The sequence below is a fragment of the Paraburkholderia phytofirmans OLGA172 genome, assembly GCF_001634365.1.
Taxonomy (GTDB): Bacteria; Pseudomonadota; Gammaproteobacteria; order Burkholderiales; family Burkholderiaceae; genus Paraburkholderia.
Window position 1 is genome coordinate 2,971,166 of sequence record NZ_CP014579.1, and the last position, 17,718, is coordinate 2,988,883.

10 protein-coding genes and 1 pseudogene are annotated in these 17,718 nt (G+C 63.0%); 1 reads left to right on the top strand and 10 read right to left on the bottom strand.

The window, feature by feature from the left end:
- Nucleotides 1-91 precede the first annotated feature (91 nt).
- The 10 genes and pseudogenes from AYM40_RS33235 to AYM40_RS33275 form a co-directional block, all read right to left on the bottom strand.
- Nucleotides 92-715 (bottom strand): class I SAM-dependent methyltransferase, encoded by a 624-nt coding sequence (locus AYM40_RS33235; protein ID WP_063500196.1) that lies wholly within the window; start codon nt 713-715, stop codon nt 92-94.
- Between the two features lie 259 nt (nt 716-974).
- Nucleotides 975-1,772 (bottom strand): YfaP family protein, encoded by a 798-nt coding sequence (locus AYM40_RS33240; RefSeq protein WP_063500197.1) that lies wholly within the window; start codon nt 1,770-1,772, stop codon nt 975-977.
- Between the two features lie 11 nt (nt 1,773-1,783).
- Nucleotides 1,784-2,110, bottom strand: a complete 327-nt coding sequence (locus AYM40_RS43550; RefSeq protein ID WP_335341242.1) for a DUF2135 domain-containing protein — start codon at nt 2,108-2,110, stop codon at nt 1,784-1,786.
- Nucleotides 2,077-3,684: pseudogene (locus tag AYM40_RS33245) on the bottom strand (DUF2300 domain-containing protein); the annotation flags it as partial. The pseudogene AYM40_RS33245 and the gene AYM40_RS43550, both read right to left, overlap by 34 nt.
- A 296-nt stretch (nt 3,685-3,980) precedes the next feature.
- A complete protein-coding gene (locus AYM40_RS33250) occupies nt 3,981-8,840 on the bottom strand; it encodes an alpha-2-macroglobulin family protein (protein WP_063500198.1) in 4,860 nt (1,619 codons plus the stop codon).
- The gene (locus AYM40_RS33255) at nt 8,837-9,538 is read right to left on the bottom strand and encodes a DUF1175 domain-containing protein (RefSeq protein ID WP_063500871.1); all 702 of its coding nucleotides are present in this window, start codon (nt 9,536-9,538) and stop codon (nt 8,837-8,839) included. The genes AYM40_RS33250 and AYM40_RS33255 overlap by 4 nt, the downstream gene beginning before the upstream one ends.
- A 153-nt stretch (nt 9,539-9,691) precedes the next feature.
- A complete protein-coding gene (locus tag AYM40_RS33260; RefSeq protein WP_063500199.1) occupies nt 9,692-11,509 on the bottom strand; it encodes a DUF2138 domain-containing protein in 1,818 nt (605 codons plus the stop codon).
- Between the two features lie 695 nt (nt 11,510-12,204).
- Entirely contained in the window at nt 12,205-13,377 is a 1,173-nt protein-coding gene (locus AYM40_RS33265; RefSeq protein ID WP_063500200.1) for an NAD(P)/FAD-dependent oxidoreductase, read from the bottom strand.
- Between the two features lie 148 nt (nt 13,378-13,525).
- Nucleotides 13,526-15,025: an aldehyde dehydrogenase family protein gene (locus AYM40_RS33270; protein WP_063500201.1), complete on the bottom strand. Its 1,500-nt coding sequence runs from the start codon at nt 15,023-15,025 to the stop codon at nt 13,526-13,528.
- A gap of 376 nt (nt 15,026-15,401) precedes the next feature.
- A complete protein-coding gene (locus AYM40_RS33275) occupies nt 15,402-16,244 on the bottom strand; it encodes an FAS1-like dehydratase domain-containing protein (protein ID WP_063500202.1) in 843 nt (280 codons plus the stop codon).
- Nucleotides 16,245-16,521: 277 nt separating this feature from the next.
- Here AYM40_RS33275 and AYM40_RS33280 point away from each other — a divergent pair, with 277 nt between their 5' ends.
- A complete protein-coding gene (locus AYM40_RS33280) occupies nt 16,522-17,358 on the top strand; it encodes a 2OG-Fe(II) oxygenase (protein WP_082855440.1) in 837 nt (278 codons plus the stop codon).
- The last annotated feature ends 360 nt before the right edge of the window (nt 17,359-17,718 follow it).

Consider the following 17,718-nt stretch of genomic DNA (forward strand, 5'->3'; position numbering starts at 1 on the left):
AAGCAGTTGCGCTTGCCGTGTGTCATGCACGGCAAGCGCATGCCGTGAACAATGAACACCGCGCGGTTCAATCGCGAACCATGTCGATTGGCTAGTTCGCGCCGGGCTTTTCAAAAGCGAGGCGCGTCCAGCGTACGCCGCTCAGGCGATTAGCCTGCTGAATCGATGCCACGCTGAGATTCAACACCAGCCGCAAGCCGTGCAAAGCGGCAAGATCTATCGTCTCCCGCGCAGACACCTCGAACATGCGGCGCCCCAACGGCACCGGCCCATGTCGCAACGACATGATCGCCACGCCCGCTTCGCGCACCAACGCAGCTACCCTCGGCATCGCCCGCGCACGCTGCTGCGCATCCAGGTGCATCCACACCGCGGTGAGCATCACCACGTCATACGTTTGCTTTCTTGCATGCACCGTCGCCAGATCGGGAAGACTATCGTCGAGCCATTCGATCCTGGGTGACGTGTACATGGCCATTGCCGCGGTGCGCAGCGCGTCGACCGGTTCAACGGCGACGACGGTGTGTCCCATTTCAGCAAGCGAGGCTGCGTCGCCACCCGCACCCGATCCGATGTCCAGAATTCGAGCCGGCGCGCCGGGAATCAAATGCAGGACGGGCCGATGCAACTCAGCGAACGGAATCGCCCGCCAATGCCGCAACAGTGCCTCGGCCTCCTCTGCATAGCCTTCCGTCCCGCTGACCTTCGATGACATCGAGGCGTTTCCTGTTTCCGATTGAGGCTGAATCGCCTCTGCCGATTGTCCTTGACGCGCTCGACCGAGCCGGGCCGCGTAACTTTCACCGGCAACTGCTTCATTTATCCACACAAATTGTTCGCAAGCCTGTGGATATCCTGCGCAAGACTCACGCAAGTCGTTGAGCGCGTTGGGATTTCATCCTCTGCTCGCACCGGGTCGCAAGCGGTGGAGCGCGCGGCTCCGCGGGCAAAAAACGCGCAGGCCAGGCTCAGGCTTAAGGCATCACAAACGTCTTCACGAGCGTCAACTCGCCCGGCTTACGCATCGGCACCCGAATGGTTTCGCTCTTCTCGTTCGGCGTATTTTCGTTCGTGATGATCGTCACCTGCGCGACGGTCATATCGCTGCCGCTGTTTCCGTTGCCGTAGTAATTCACATAGACCAGATACGTGCCCTTCAACGGCGCCGCAGACGAGTAAATCTCTGGCCCGTAGCCGGTCGTCACATCCACGTCGAGCGCGCCGCCGTTCGGCGCAACGCGGTCGCCATACCAGGTATGCACACCGTCTGGCGAGACCACGTGCAAGTCCAGATCGGTGCCATCGGTGTCCCATGCGAGCACCACGCGCAACTTCGGCTGCGTTTTGCCGCTGTACGCGTCGTAAAACTGCACGCGCTTGCGCGAGCCATCCGGCGCCCGCAGTTCGACGCTGTTGCTGCCGGACGGAAACGCATAAGGCCGCGAGAACTTGCCATCTTCCTCAACGCGCTGCGGCAACGGCGTACCGTCGACCACCAGCGTGCCTACCGTGGTGCCCTTCTTCTTCGGCGCGTTGCGGATCTGACCTTCGATCAGCGCGAACTTCGACTGCCCTTCCGGCGTCGTCACCAACACCGCCGGGTAGTGCACGTCCTGCGTATAGCGCTCGCTGTCGCCGCTGGTGTTGCGCCAGCCGTTCAGCGGCGCGCCGAAGTCGATATCGCTCGCGTGCGCCACCGTCGCAGCCTGCAAACAGGCGATGACGAATATCATCCAGCCAACCTTCACCCAACCCGTCGTCTTGACCTTCATCGTCACTGCTCCTATCCCTCTGTCAGCGTCGCTCGCTTTTCACGAGCTGCAGGTCGCCGATCTCGCGCAGCGCGCATGACCATCGTTTCACACCGCTCGTTCGGCGTGTTTTCATTGAAGACCAGCGTCAACGTCGCGGCAACCGCATTGCGCTCATGCGCGGCGGCGTCGAAGTTGTAGCCGGTCGAATCGAAGTTGCCCCAGTAGTGCGGAAAGAACAGCCACGTACCATGCTCGGGCGCCGCCGACGAAATATGCCCGCCCCCACGCCGTCCACCGAATCGACGTCGAAGCCGCTGCCGTCCCGGACCAGCGTGCGCGCAGTGCGCTCGACAAATTCTTCATCAAGACCACGCGGATGATGCTGGAACGCGAGGTGAATATATTCATGCGCCAGCGCGATGCGGTCCTCTTCGGTCTGCAAGCGGTACACGTACACGCGATTGCGCTGCGTGTCCGCATAGGGCCGTCCTTCGCGCACCGCGCACACGGCCGGCAGATCGGGCGTCTCGTAGCCCGCCACGCCGTCCATGCGCCGCGCCCACAGCGGCGCGTTGCGCTGCAGCCATTGCTGGGCGCCGGCCACTTGAATGCAATCGCCGGACAACGGGCTCTCGAACGACGTCAAGGTCGCTTGCGGCCAAATACGCGAGAGAATGGCGTCGAAAGTGAGGCCGGTTTGCGCGGATGCCTTCGCGGCCAGCCAGCTCATCTGACCAGGAGCGGCCTTGTCGTGGTGATACTGAACCGGCACGCCGGTGAGCACCAGCGCGTCGGTCAGATCGGCCGCACGGCGCGCGGCAGCGGTGGGCGCGCGCGGCAGGACGCGCTGCGTGCTGCTGCTGTCGTCGATACGGAAGCAGCCGTGGTCGTGATTGCCGTGCTGCACGACGTAGGTCCGCGCCGCCACCGCCAACGCTTTCGCCGCTTCCGGCTGGCTCGTGTCGCCTTCCCTCTCGACCACCCGTGCGACGTAGTCGTTCATGCCGAAGCGGCCGACCAGTTGCGGCGCACCTGCCGCGTCGCGATCCAGCCGCAGCTCGCCGCGGCTTTCCACACGCGCCCAGTTACCGTTCTCGAAGCCGACCCGGAAATCGCCACGCAGCGGACCCTCGGGCGCCGCTGCAGGGCCTTTGTCGCCGAGCACCTGACGAACCGGATAACGGCTGAAGAAGTCGACCAGCACACAGGCGTTGTCGTCGGGCACGGCGGCTTGCGTGAGCAACGGCGCGATGCGCGGGGCGGCGGCCGCCAGCACACGCGCACTGCCGCCGGGGCCGCTTAGCCACACCGGCGTGCCGTCGGCGAGCCAGCCTGCCGCGCCGCCGATCGAGGCGCCTGGCCGAGCCGGATCTGGCATGGTCCAGGTTTTGGCGCGCAGCACGCTGCCGTATAGCGACACCGTGCCCTCGCCGCGTCCGCTGGTCAGCACGGACACCAGCGTGCTCGCCGCCGCTTCGCGCGGCCGTGCCGGCATCGACTGCAATGCGGCGAGCAAGTCGGTCACCGGCACGCGGTGCGTCGGCGTCATCGCGTGGAGGTCGCGCAGCCAGGCAGGCGCATGCGCGGCCGTCCAATACCTGCGCCAATCGGCGGGATCGAGTTGCAGACGCGCGGGCTCGAAAAAGCGTCCGCACGATTGCACCAGCGCATGTTCGCGGTCGACGTGGCCACCCTTCATGCAGCAATACACTTCTTCAGGATCGCCGCCGCTGCAGGTGTAATCCGGCGTGGCGATATTGCGATCGACCAGATAACCATAGACGAACAATTTCCACACGCTGCCAAGCGGCGTCTCCAGCGTCGCCGGCAAGGGACGTGCGGACTGCGGCGCAAGGCCGTCGCCGGCGGCGCCGGCCTTGAATTGCCAAAGCTGCGATTGACCATCGCGCAACCAGGCGAAGTGCAGCATGTTTGCCGGGGGTGAGGCAGACAGCGAGGTTGGCGATGTGGCCGACGTCGATCTTGGCAAAGAGCTTGGAGACGACATTGACGGCACATTTAGCGATGAGCTCGGCGCCGACCTTGACGACGCGATCAGCGACGAGCTTGCCGCCGCCAGTGGCGCAGTCGACGATGCCATCACCGCAGTCGCCGCCACAGCCGCACCACCCAAAAAACACCCCGCCCCCACCGCGAGCGCGACCCGCAACCTAGCTGCCAGACGATCGCGCGTATGCCGAAGAGCACGGAACATAGCGGTCTCGCTTACTGAATACGCAGGGACGTCACGCGATCGCTCTTGCCGCCTTCGAACGCCTTGGCGTCCGGCTGATACATGCGGAAGTAGCGAACCGGCGGCAACGCGAACGTGCCCGGCAATGCAAAACGCACGAGTTGCCGCAGCCTTACCGGACGATCGAGCAAAGGCACCGGCTGGTGATAAGCCAGTTCACCCATCTCATACGACGCAACGCGCGCGAACGGCTGCGGGCCGCTTACCCCTTCCTTCTCACCCGGCAAGCCGTCGATCGACACGCCCCAGCTGGTCGCCTCGACATCGCCGCCCGGCGGCAGCGGCACGTCGAGCAGACCATAGTGGTACGCGTTGCCGGAGCGCGGCGTGAGCGTGACTTCATCGACGTACAGCGCATTGCTGTCGATCGCATCGCCTGGTTTTACGCGACGTGCGGTGAATGCCGAGCGGCCCAATTGACTCTCTGCGCCACCCGCCTTCTTCGGATCGACCTTCACTTCGAGCGGCTCCAGCTTGTAGAACCGGCGTTCGACAGTGATGTTCAGGCGACTATCCTCGCTCGTATGGCTGCGGAACGAGACCAGTGCGTTCACGTCCGTACGCGCGCCGCCTGCATCGAGCGTGGCCGGCAATCTCCCGAGAGGATTGCCTTCGGAACGCGCCGCGCCGGTCCACTTCCAGAGCGGCGTGCCGGTCGGCGTCACGGCGCGCGTCCAGCCCGCGCCTTGCAGCGACGGCAGCGAAGCCGGCACCGAGTCACCGCCAAGCGCCTTACGCACCCATAGCAAGGTCAATGCACGATCGAGCGTCGGGTAGTCTGCGCTGCTCTTCGCGAGCAAGGCCGATGCATCGGCCGCCGCGCCGCCAGCGCCACCCGTCATGTAAAGCAGGCTTTGCACGAGCGGTGCAGGATCGTTCGCCAATGCCGTACGCGCGGCACTTGCCGCAGCATCGAAGCCGTCCGGCAGTTGAGCACTCGTGCTACGCGCCATGTTGGCGATCAGCAGCGTCGCCAGCTGCTTGCCGCGCGGCGAATCGGCTTGCGCGAACACGATGCTGTCCGACGCGCCATATGCGGCGTTGCCAGAAGCCGCCCGCCCCGAAGGAAGTCCCTTTGGGGGATTCTGGGGGAATGGGGGATTGCCGCTGGCCGCTGCATCGCTCATCAAGTCCGCCGCCACGCCCGACACCGGCGTCGCGACCGGCAAGCCCATCTGCTGCATAAACCACAGCGCCAACGCGCGATGCAACAGCGGCTCTTTCGCACCGGCATCGCGATAGACGTCCATCGCATGCTGCCAGTTGTCGGCGGGCAGCGTAATGCCGAGGCTGCGGCTCGCGAGCCAGTCGGCGTAGTACGCGTAGGCGGTGATCAGCGAGCTGCCGCCCGTCGTATCGCCCCACCAGCCGAACGTGCCGCCGACACCCGCCAGCATCGCCAGACGTTGCCGCTGATTGCGCAACAGCGCTTCGAGCCCCTGCGTAGCACTCGCGTTGTCGCCGCGGCCGATCGCATCGTGTGCAAGTGCCAACGGAATCAGGCGGCTCGACGTCTGCTCGGCGCAACCGTACGGATAGTTGATCAGATCGTCGGCGACGCGTGCGAATTGGCTCGCCGCACTGCCGATGAAACGCACGCTGACGTCCTGCGCATCTTGCGGCAGATTGAGCGGCTTGTTCGAGCCGTCGAGCGCCACCGTGTTCTGATGCAGATCGAGCCAGCCACTCGCATCGAGTTGGATGGTGGTCTGCAAGCGATCCACATCCTTACCCGCACGACGCAAGGTCGCGTCGATCACACCCGCCTTCAGCGCGCCGCTCGGCAGACGCAGATAGTTGGCGCCACGCTTCAACGTGACCTTCTGGTTCAACGAGAGACCGCCGCCGTCGACCACCCACTCCGCGTCCATATCCGCGTCGGTCTGATTGAAGGCGATCATGTCGATGGCCGGCTTATCGTTGACGCGGAAATGCGAAGGCCCGCTCCACTTGAGATACAGCGCCTTGTCGGAACGCACATAGGCGGTGCGTTGACCGACCATGCCGTCCGGCGCTGCCGCGCGCACGGTGACTCGCCAGCGCGCAAGCGAGTCCGGCATCCTGAACGTCATGGTGGCGTGACCGTTCACGTCGGTCTTCAGCGTGCCTTCCCACGCGGCCGTGTCCTGATCGTCACGACGCGGCCGTTCGAGCACTTTCACGCCGCGCTCGTTGTAGTTCGCGCGTTGCGGGCCGCCTGGCGCGCCCTTCAACGGCGAGCGCGCAAGGTCGTACGTAATGAACGAGAGACTCGACGACGTCCGCACATTGTTGCGGCGCGGGTGATAGAAAAAGTCGACGATATTCGGCGCGATTTCCGGCTGCAACACATAGACCATTTCATCGACCACGCTCACCGTCAGGTTCGCCGCTTCCGGCTTGCCGTTCAGCGTGCTGTCGAAGTTCAGCGTGACCGTATCGCCCGGACCGTACACCGGCTTGTCGCTTTTCACATTCAGTTCGATCTGCGGTTGCGCGACCACGATGCCCGCGTTCTGGAACACGTATTCGCCGGCATGCACGTACAGCACCGAGAACGTCATGTTCGGCGCGAATGCTTCGCCGACCTTGATGCGCGCTTTCCATTGCGAGGGAGCCACGCGTTGGAGTTGCAGCCAGTCGCCGCCTGCTGTCAGCAACGCGCGGTGTTCGACGTTGTCGCGCTCCAGCGTCAGCAAGGCATCGTCGACCGGCAGCGGGAAGGTGATCAGCGCTTCGGCGGTATCGCCAATCTTGTACCTGTCGCGGTCGAACACGATCTCGACGCTGCCCGGAATCGCCTTCAGGCCATCGCCCGCCACCCAATGGCTCGCGGCGGCAAGCAGATTGCCCGTGTCGTCCGTGACCGACAGCATGTACGAGCCCGGTTCGTCGAACTGCACCGGAAACGACAGCTTGCCGCCTGCCGTCGTGCCTTTGAGTGCGCCTTCTCCGCGTGTCTGCGATTCGAGGCGAGTCCATTCCCATTTGGCCGGCGCATGCGAAGAGGGATCGATCGACCCGAGCGCTTGCAGATCGAAGTTGACCGCTTCCTTCGGTTGCGAAAACGACTTGGCGCTCGACAGCCGATAAGGCGTCGCGCCGCGCGCGATCAGCACCTCACGCGTCACGCGCACCTTGTAGGCCGCGCCGTCCTGCGCGAACAGCGTCAATGCATAACGGCTCGGTTCTTTGGCGGCCGGTAGCGTGAGACTCGCGTTGCCGTCGCTATCGGTCGTGAGTTCCTGCTGTTCCAGCTTGACCGGAAACAACCCTGCATAACGCAGTTCACCGTCGACGATCGTCACTTTCTGCGCACGCAGCGTGACCGAAACCTTGCTGTCGCGCACAGGCTTGCCGTCCGGATAGCGCAACTGGATCTTGCCCTTCAGTTGCTCGCCCGTCGCATAGTCGGCTTTATCCATCGACAGATTGACGTCGAAATGCGGCTTCACGTATTCGGCGACGCGAAATGCGCTGCCGTATACATCGCCGTTGTAATCGAAGCGCAGCGTATAGCCGCCGGCGGTAGCATCGGCGGGAAGCGTGAAGGACGTATCCGCGCCCGTATCGGAAGCGAAATGCACTTTGCTGCTCGCCACCGGCGAGCCGTTCGGATCGAGCACGTCGAGCTTGATATCCGCATCGGCAGGCGCGGTCGATTGCGTCGCGTTCTTGAACGTGCGGCCGATGAACTTCACATGCACCGCGTCGCCCGGACGATACATCGGACGGTCGGTCACCGCGTAGATCTTGGTGTTGTAGATCTCGCTGTCGTAATAGAAATTCTCCGAGACGAACACGCCGCCTTGCGGATCGGTACCGAGCACGTAGCTGCGCTCGGGGCTCACGTGTTGCAACACCAGCGCGCCGTCGTTGCCGGTCGTACCGCTTTGCAGCACGCCTACGCCATCGGTCCAGCTCACGGCGGTATTCGGCACCGGCTTGCCGTTGTCGCGCCGTGTAGTCCACACCAGCATGCCGCTCGACGCCGCCTTCACGACCGCGACCGTGTCCGACACGAACAGCAAAGTATGCGCGCGATAGTTGCCGATCACCGCCTCGACGATATACAGCCCCGGCGGCAGCTTGCCGACCGGAATCATCACGTTGCCCGAACCCGCTTCGATGAAGTTACTGCTGCTGCCTTCAAGATTCACGCCCTTCGGCGGCTCGATCACCTTTGCGTCCCAGATCGGATAGCGAAAGCGCGCGACCATGTCATAGCCTTTCAGCGGCGCGAACTGCGAGTTCTGCTGGAATTGCGTCTGCTTGCCGGTCTGCTCGCCGAGCTTGAATTGCGGCTCGGCTTGGGTCGCCTTGCTGCGCGTCGCGAACGACAGCACGCGCTGCCAGGCGCGGCGTGCTTCGGTGAACCAGCGGTCCCATAGATAAGCCAGCGTATTCGCCAGCCCTTCGCCCTGATAATTCGGCGCGACATTCAGGCGATGCAGGTTCTTCTGCGCCTTCAAAAAGTCCAACGGCTTCGGCACGCGATACACGACGATGTCCGCGCCGCCGTACGCTTGCAGCGCATCCTTGAACTCGCGGCCGGGCGCCTCCAGCCGCACCTGCGCCAACTGATCGCTGCCGAAGCTCGCATCCGAGAGCAGGAAGAACGGCTGGCCATCGACCTTCTGCGAAGCGAAGCTGCTCGACGGCGCTGTTTGCAGCGTCGGGTTCGCGGCGATGTTGGCATCGGCGGAAGTGCTTGATGCGCTGTCGTCGGCATGGGCCGCCGGTGCAATGACGAGCGTGATGGCCGCGAAGAGCGCGACTAGCGTGACGCCCACGCGACGATGTAAGTTGCCGAGCCAGGCGCGCGACGCGGTGACGGAATTCATTCGGGTCATGGTGTCAAAAAGTCCAAACGAAACACGCCAACGAAATTCGGATTGCCGTCGAGCGGCTGCCAGCGGGAATCTTTCCATTGCATCAGGTCGGAGACGGCCACGGCGCGCAGACCGGTATCGGTCGGCGTAACGGTGCCTGTGTGATAAGCGATGTAGCGATCCAGCCAGATCATCAGATGCTGATCGTCGCCCTGGTCGAAGAACAGCAGGTCGCCGGGCAGCGCCTGGTTCACGTCCTTCGAAACAAACCGGCTATTGCGTTGAATCAGCGCGATCGCCGACGCGTACGCGCCGGTGGAACCGTCGAGCTGGGTCCAGCGATTAGCGATTCCGCGTTGCGATGCGGACAGTTGCAGTTCGGGCGGCATGCTGCTGGTGTCCGCGAGACTGGTCATGCCATTGGCGCGCAGCCATTTGCTGTCATGCGGCTTGAGCGTCTCGCCGACGGCAAAGCGCACGAGGCCCGCACAATCGCGTTGCGTCCAGCGCGGCGTCGGGCCGCGGCGCATTTGCTGGTCGACGATGCGCACGAACCAGGCGCGAAATGCGGCGGATTGCTGCGGCGAGAGCGCGTCGGGGTCGGGTGCGGAGACGGTGCTGGTCAGCGCGTTCGCGTACGGCGCGAGGCCGGCCATCACAACCGAGAAAGCCGCACGACTGAGCCAGATGCGGCGCGTGGTGGCGATGGCGTGGGTCATCTGCGAAGTAGCAGCCACGTCAGTCGTGGCGGGTGCGTCGCCCGCGCCAGTGGCGGAATGCGCAGCTAGCGCCCGCTCACGCGATTCATATTCATGCGCCTGCTCGCGTGCATACGTCGCGAACGCCACGTTGAAGACATGAAGGCGGCGCATTCAATCGCCCTCGGTGCCGGGCTGATCCACAGGCGCATCAGCCACACCCGCGTCCGCACCGCCATCCGTCCCCGCCTTCGCGCGATCGAACCACCACTCCACTGGCACCCAACCCGTCGAACCCGGCAAGTTCTGCGGCAGCGTCAACGAAACCGGCGGGTAGTGTGCGAGCGCATGCAACTTCGGCACGAGATGGGTGCGCGACGCATTGCGGAACACTGCTTCCTGATCCGCCGGCAACGCCGCACCCGCTTCGCGTTCGATCAACGCAGCCGCGGACGAAGGCGTCAGGGTCAGAATCGTGCGTGGCACGCGTTGCGGCGCAAGCGTATCGGCGAGCGCCGGATAGCGCTTATCGAGCACGGCAAGCGTGTCGTCGACCAGGCGTGAATCGGGGGAGAAGATTAAATAACCGTGCGCCAGAGCGAGCGTCACCGGGAAATAGCGCTCCGCCGACAGCTGCGACGCGAACAACGCCTTGCTGGACAAAGCGGTACCCGAGCGCGCACTAACCGGCCGTTGCCACACGGCGACGTCGGCGCCCTGATCGTGCTTCGTGACCGGCAAACGGCGATAGCCCGAATCGGCGTCGCCGGATTTGGCGGCCTTCGCCTCGTACGCGCCAATCACGTCGCCAAAGGTCTTACCGAGCGCGGTCTTCAACGCAGCGATGCTCGCCACGTCCTGCGTCTTCACGCGAGCGATGAACACCGGTGCGACCAGCGTGGACTTCGCATACCAGCAGACGGCCGCGGGGCCGGCGAGCTGATCGCCGATCGCAGCAGCGCCCTCCGCGCCAACCTCCGCAACCTTGCCCAACAGGCCCGACGCTTCTTTCCAGTCGGCCGGCAAACTCGTGCACGCCGCTGGATTGGCCGGCACAGCGCGCCACAAGTCGGCGCTATTCCACGCCTGCGGCAACTTGCCCGGCTCGATCAGCGCGGAGGTCTGCCAGTTCGCGGCCGCGCGCCCCGAAGGAAGTCCACTCGGGGGATTGGCGTTCGGCGAAAAATCGAATCGCAGTGCATCGATACCGGAGAAAAATGCCTGATAGCCAAACGACAAATAATTCGCCGACACCACCAGCCGATGCCCCTTCGGCGCATCGCCGGGCGCGTCGAGTTGATAGGCGCGCGCCGCGTCGTCGCGGCCGGACGACAGCATCTCCGACACGGCGTCGGCCCGCTCGCTCAGCAAGCCGCCTTTCGCGTCGAGCAGCACGCCGGGGGCGGACATCAAGACAAGGCGGTCGTCCTTCGTCGCGAACAGAATCGTGCGGCCAACCGCCAGCTTCAATGCATAAACGGGCACGTCGCCAGAAAGCCTGGCAACCTGGCTCAACTGCGAGTCGCTCGCGGCGACGTTGCCGAAGCCTTGCAGTAGCTTCGCCAGGCCGTTACGGCGCATCGACATCACCCAGTAACCCAGACGGCCATCCGGCGAGCGCCACAGCAACACATGCGCGGGTTCGTCGAATACGCGGCGGAGCAGTTCGTCGCGCCAGTCCAGTTGATGTTCGAATGCGAGACGCCGCAGCGCGCCTTCTGTGGACAGCCGCGTGTCGTTCGATTCGTAATAGTCGACGAAGTCCTGAGTCAGCACGTCGTGCAACAGCGGCACGCGCAAGATGTCGCGCGGCAAACGCGAGAGCGCTTCGCTGTCGATCACCGCGTCCGGGTGATGAATATCGAGCACGATTTCGCCGGTCTCGCCGGCTTTGCGATGCGCGAATGGACGCCACACCGCCTGAATGATCACGCCGGCCACGACCAGAAGACCGACCACCAGGATTGCAATCTTTTTACGTGACATCTTCATCTGATTTTTTCTGGTTCGATGCGACGGTATTAACGTGGATGGCCGATGAATTAACTCATCAGGATCATTCGCCGAATGGCAGCGATGATAACCGATATTTTTTGATCGAAACCGGCAGCGCTCTCCATTTAACAATTAGCCATGTTTCAGGAGTTTGATGGAAATATTGAACGGGAGGATATAAACCATTGGAAAAACGCGTCCGATCGAGCGGGCAGTTTGAGTTAAAACGGCACGCGAGGAGGCGACGGCATACAAAGCGGTATGTGCGCCCGCTGCCTTGAGCGGAGCAGACGAAAGCCCGCGAACGTAGTCAGGACGCGTGTGACACATTACGCTGCTTTACCCGATCGGGATGTCTATGCTAAATCTTTACGATTTAACACTTGCATAAAAAACCCGGCTGCGCACCGCGTGCTCGCCGGGTTATTTCAGGTATTGCGCTTACGGCTTTTCTGCCAATATTGAGTTAGCCGTGTTATCCGTCATCAAACGAGTGCGAGCACCTGTTTCATTTTCTGCACGCCGGTTTCGATATCGGTTACGCCCGACGCTGCAAATGACAAGCGCAGTGCCGCCAGATCGATGAAACGCAATAGCGTCACCCAAATGCTCACCGAGCGCATCGCACAACGTGCGGCACTTCACGGCGTAGGCATCGACGATCCGCGGCAGATGGCGCTCGAATGCGCCGGCTAAACCACGTTCTTCTCCACGATCGGCCGGTTTTCGAGTACCCGGGTAAAGCTCAGCGAACCCAGATCGAGCGTGGTGTAGCGGCCATGCAGAATCAATTCGCTGATGCCGCGGCCGGTTGCCGGGCCCTGTTGCAAACCGTGCCCGCTAAAACCATTGGCAAAAATGCAGTTATCGACGTCCGGGTGATAGCCGATGATCGCGTTCTGATCGAGCACGTTGTATTCGTAGTAGCCAGACCAGCAGTTCTGCACGCGCAGCGCTTCGAATTGCGGCACGCGATGCGCGAGCGTCGGCCAGATCACGTCGTCGAATATCGCGCGATCGACTTCATCGAGCGGCAAATCGTCGGGATCGTTGTCCGGTGACGGCGACGTACCGCAAATGAACGTTGTGCCCTCGGGCCGGAAATACACACCGCTCGGATCGATAAGTAAAGGGCACCGTTCGAGCCGCGCGGGCGATGTGACATTGAATATGCTTCGGCGTCGTGCAAATACCGGAAGGTCGATGCCGGCCATCAGCGCGATTTTGCGCGACCAGGCGCCCGCAGCGTTCACTACGAAGTCGCAGGCGTAGACCTCACCATTCGCGGTTTGCACTTGCGTGACATGCTTGCCGTCGCGATGCATCGCGGTGACGTCGGCGGCAACATAGCGCGCGCCGAGTGACTGCGCTTTCTTGCGCAGCGCCTGCACGAGGCCGTAACCGTCGAACCAGCCCTCACCGCTTTCGCCAAAAGCACCGGCGATAAGGTCTTCGGTATTGAGCCAGGGAAAGCGCACTTGCAACGCGCCTTTGTCGAGCAGGCTGATATCGGCGCCGAGACTCTTTTGCAGCGCGTGATTCTCACGCAGCGTCGTCTCACCGGCGGCCGTAGCGAGAAACAGATAGCCACCTTCGTGCAGATCGATCGACGGTTTCGCGCCGTCGATCTCGAGCCGCTCGCCGATCGAGCGCAGAAACTCGATGCCGAATAGCGACATCTGAATGGAAAGCGGTGTAGAGAATTGCTGGCGAATGGATGCCGCCGACAATGCCGACGACGAACGCGCATACGTCGGATCGCGTTCGATCACCGTGACGCTGACCGTCGGATCGGACAGCCGCAGGAAATACGCAATCGAGCTGCCGATCACCCCACCGCCGACGATCACGACTTTGGAACTCACGTCTTACTCCACGAGTAGCGTGGCCGCTCGGACACAGCGGGCGGCGCAAACGGATTGCTGAAAGAAGTTGTGAACAGCGGCGCGTGGATGCGCCGCTGCTTTCTGCTGGATGCTCTATTGCTCTATTGCTCTATTGCTACTGAGCGGATCAGCCGATATTGAAGTCGATACCCTGAGCGAGCGGCAACGCCGACGAATAGTTGACCGTGTTGGTGGCGCGGCGCATGTAGGCCTTCCACGCATCCGAACCCGACTCACGACCGCCACCGGTTTCCTTCTCGCCACCGAACGCGCCGCCGATTTCCGCGCCGCTCGGTCCAATATTCACGTTAGCGATACCGCAATCGCTGCCCGAGTCGGACAGGAAGCGTTCGGCTTCGCGCAGATCGGTCGTGAACACGCACGACGACAAACCGTGCACCGCCGCGTTGTTCGCCTCGACCGCATCCGCGAAATCCGAATAGCGGAGCACGTAGAGAATCGGAGCGAAGGTTTCCTTCAACACCACCGCCGTTTGCGACGGCATTTCGACGATGGCCGGACGCACGTAGTAACCGCCTTCATGGCCCTTCACCTCGACGCGCTCGCCGCCGAACACCTTGCCGCCTTCGGCCGTAGCCTGCTGCAGCGCTTCCTGCATGCGAGCGTACGATTGCCTGTCGATGAGCGGCCCCATCAGCGTACCCTTTTCGAGCGGATTGCCGATCGGCACCTTGCTGTACAGCTGCTTCAGACGTTCAATGGTCTTGTCGTACACACTCTCGTGCACGAACAGACGCCGCAGCGACGTGCACCGCTGTCCCGCCGTGCCCACCGCCGAGAACAGAATGCCGCGCATCGCGAGCTCGTGATCCGCCGTTTGCGCGACGATACCCGCGTTGTTGCCGCCGAGTTCGAGCAGCGAGCGGCCGAAGCGCTTCGCCACTTCAACGCCGACCGTGCGGCCCATTTCCGTGCTGCCCGTCGCGCTGACGATCGACGCGCGCGGGTCGGCCACCAGCTTCGCGCCGACGTCGCGACCGCCGTTGATCAGCGCGGTCAGGCCGGCCGGTGCGTCGCCGAATTCCTTCAATGCCTCGCTGAGAATCTGGTTGACGGCAAGCGCGGTCAACGGCGTCTTTTCCGACGGCTTCCAGATCACCGCGTTGCCGCACACCAGCGCCAGCGCCGCATTCCACGACCACACCGCTGCCGGGAAATTGAAGGCCGAGATAACGACGCACGTACCCATGGGATGCCATGTTTCAGCCATACGATGGCCCGGGCGTTCCGAGGCGATCGTCAGACCGTACAACTGACGCGACAGACCGACCGCGAAGTCGCAGATGTCGATCATTTCCTGCACTTCGCCCAACCCTTCCTGCAGGATCTTGCCGGTTTCGAGCGTGATGATGCTGCCGAGGGCGTGCTTCTTTTCACGCAGACGGTTGCCGAGCAGGCGCACCAACTCGCCACGGCGCGGCGCCGGGACGTTGCGCCAGGCCGTGTACGCCTCTTTTGCATTGGCGAGGGCCGCGTCGACTTCCGCCACCGTGTTGCTGGCCACACGGCCGATGAGTTCGCCGGTAATCGGCGAATGAACCGCGATGTCGCCGGCTTGCGCCGCGTGGGCGATGCCGAGGTCGGCGAGGATGGTGGAAGCGTTCATGAGAATCCCTTTAATTTCCGATGCGAAACAAGAGTAAGTTCGGAAACTATACACGCGGGATTTTACGGCGGCAAGGGTATTTGCCCGGAGCGGCGCGCCTGGGCGTGCGGGTGGGCTCGCTGCGCTTGATTGAAGGCTGCGAGGGGCCGGCCTGTATTGGGTGATTCGCGCGATTTGCGGTAGGTTGCTGAGGCATCGCCAGGCGGCGGTTCGTTTCTTATTGGAAATATTCTCGACGCCCTCAAAATTACCGCCGCATCCAGCATCTCCCCGTCAAACGTCACCGTTTCCCGTTTCCGTGTCTGTTGTCCGTCGCGCGTCTTAATGGCGGCAGCAGCGCGCTCAAGCGGCGCCCATTGGCATTGGCTTCAGTCTCTTACTCGAGCGCGGCCGTTGCGCGCATGGTCAGATAGCCTTCGTGGTCTTTGGCCCACAGGTCGATGGTCTTGCCGTCGGCGGACGGTTTGCCGCATACCGTGAAGGGCTGCCCCGCGAAAGTGGGTCGCAGCGCCTTGAACGCGAAGCTTTGCAGTGTCGCCTCCGGTTGTTCGCGGCGCACCAGATCGACCAGAAGCGTCGCGATCAGCGGACCGTGCACGATCAGGCCGGGATAGCCTTCCACCTCGGTCACGTACGGATAGTCGTAATGGATGCGATGGCTGTTGAAGGTCAGCGCGGAGTAGCGGAACAACATCACGGCGTCCGCATCGACGGTGCGGCGCCACGTTTCGCTCTCCGGTGCGAGCGCCGCTTGCGGCGGCCGGGCGCCCTCTTGCGGCGCGTCGCGATAGACAATGTCGTGCTCTTCTTCGAGCTTCAGTTCACCAGCGGCTTCAATCGTGTGCTGCACCGTCACGAAAACGAGACGGCCCGAACGGCCTGTCTTGTCTTCGATATTGGCGATGGTCGACGTGCGTTTCGCGTGCTCGCCGATTTTGAGCGGCGCATGGAACGTCAAGCGGCCGCCGGCCCACATGCGGCGCGGTAGCGGCACCGGCGGCAGAAAGCCGCCACGCGTCGGATGACCATCAGGACCGGTCTCGGACAGTGGCGAGACCGGCAGAAAGTACAGCCAGTGCCAGAGCGGCGGCACCGTATCGCCGGTTTCTTCGCGGTCCAAGGTCGCGGCCATTGCAATCAGCGGAAAAGCGGCGATGTCGTCTTCGGTCACCGCTTCCTTGTAAAGCCAGTCGTCGAGTTTCTCTGCGGAGGCAGACATGGGCAAAGTCTCCGAATGCGCCGATGAGGCTAAAGAGGGTCTTACTATGAACCTTGCGGCAGGTTTCGCGAAGTTGGCATTTTCGAATCGGGCCTTTGCATTTGCTTAAGACGCCACGGATGCCTGTATGGCGCGATTGAAGCGGCGATGGTGACGGCCACGGCGACTCGATATCGATCCCGATGCTGGAATTGGAGAGCAAAAATCGGAGTGCGTGGCCTTAGGCGCGTGCTTACACTCAATCATCATTCGATGAATCGCGTTACGGAGAATCCTCATGAATACGGTCGCGAAGGACCCGCAGCCGCAGCCGCAATCGCCGGAGTTGGAGCTAGAGCTAGAGCTGGGCTTCGCGCCCAAACTGAACCACTCGGCCGCACCGGAGCCCGGCTCCGGCAGCGTCGCCGGCTCGCTTACGCAGCGTGTCGACGCGATCGACTGGTTCGATGTCGAAGAAGAGCTGAACGGATATGGTTGCGCGACGCTGCGCAATCTGCTCAGTGCGCAGGAATGCGACGCGCTGACCGCACTCTATCCACGCGACGACTTATATCGCAGCCGCGTCGTGATGGCGCGGCATGGTTTCGGCCGTGGTGAATACAAGTACTTTGCTTATCCGCTGCCGTATCAGGTGGCGGAGTTGCGTGCCGCGTTCTATCCGCGCCTCGCGCCGGTCGCAAATCGCTGGAACGAGGTGATGAATATCGATGTGCGCTATCCGGCCGCGCACGACGAATTCATCGAGCGCTGCCACGCCGCCGGCCAGATCCGCCCGACGCCCCTGATGCTTCAATACGCCACCGACGACTACAACTGCCTGCATCAGGATCTGTACGGCGAGCACATCTTCCCGCTTCAGGTCGCGATTCTGCTGTCCAAGCCCGGCGAGGATTTCACGGGCGGGGAGTTCGTGATGACGGAGCAGCGTCCGCGGATGCAGTCGCGCACGGAAGTCGTGCCACTCGGCAAGGGCGACGCGGTCGTGTTTGCGGTTCATCACCGGCCGGTGCAGGGCACGCGCGGCGTGTACCGCGTGAATCTGCGGCACGGCGTGAGCCGCCTGCGGTCGGGCCACCGGCATACGCTCGGGGTGATTTTCCACGACGCGACTTGATTGAGTTCAACGCGGCACGCACCGGTCTCGAGGGACGCGCCGCCAGGCCACACACCCGTTCCGCGCGGCCTTCATCCTTACCGGCGCAGCGCTGCTGCGCCACCGCAAAAATTCGACAACCGTAATTTTGACCCGGTATGATCCGGGAAAACCCGTGCTCACCGGACGCGCTGCGCCACCCTTTGCAGCGTATTCCGCGTGCCTGTTCGAGTGTTAATGCCCGTCGTCGGACGGGGTTTCCAGCCGGTGATCCCGGCACGGCAGCCTCATTCGACGATACGAAGGTGGCGGGCTCGCATGCCCGCCCTGCTGCAATCGGCCAAAAGCCGGTGGCGGCCATTTAGCCTGGATATCATCGAT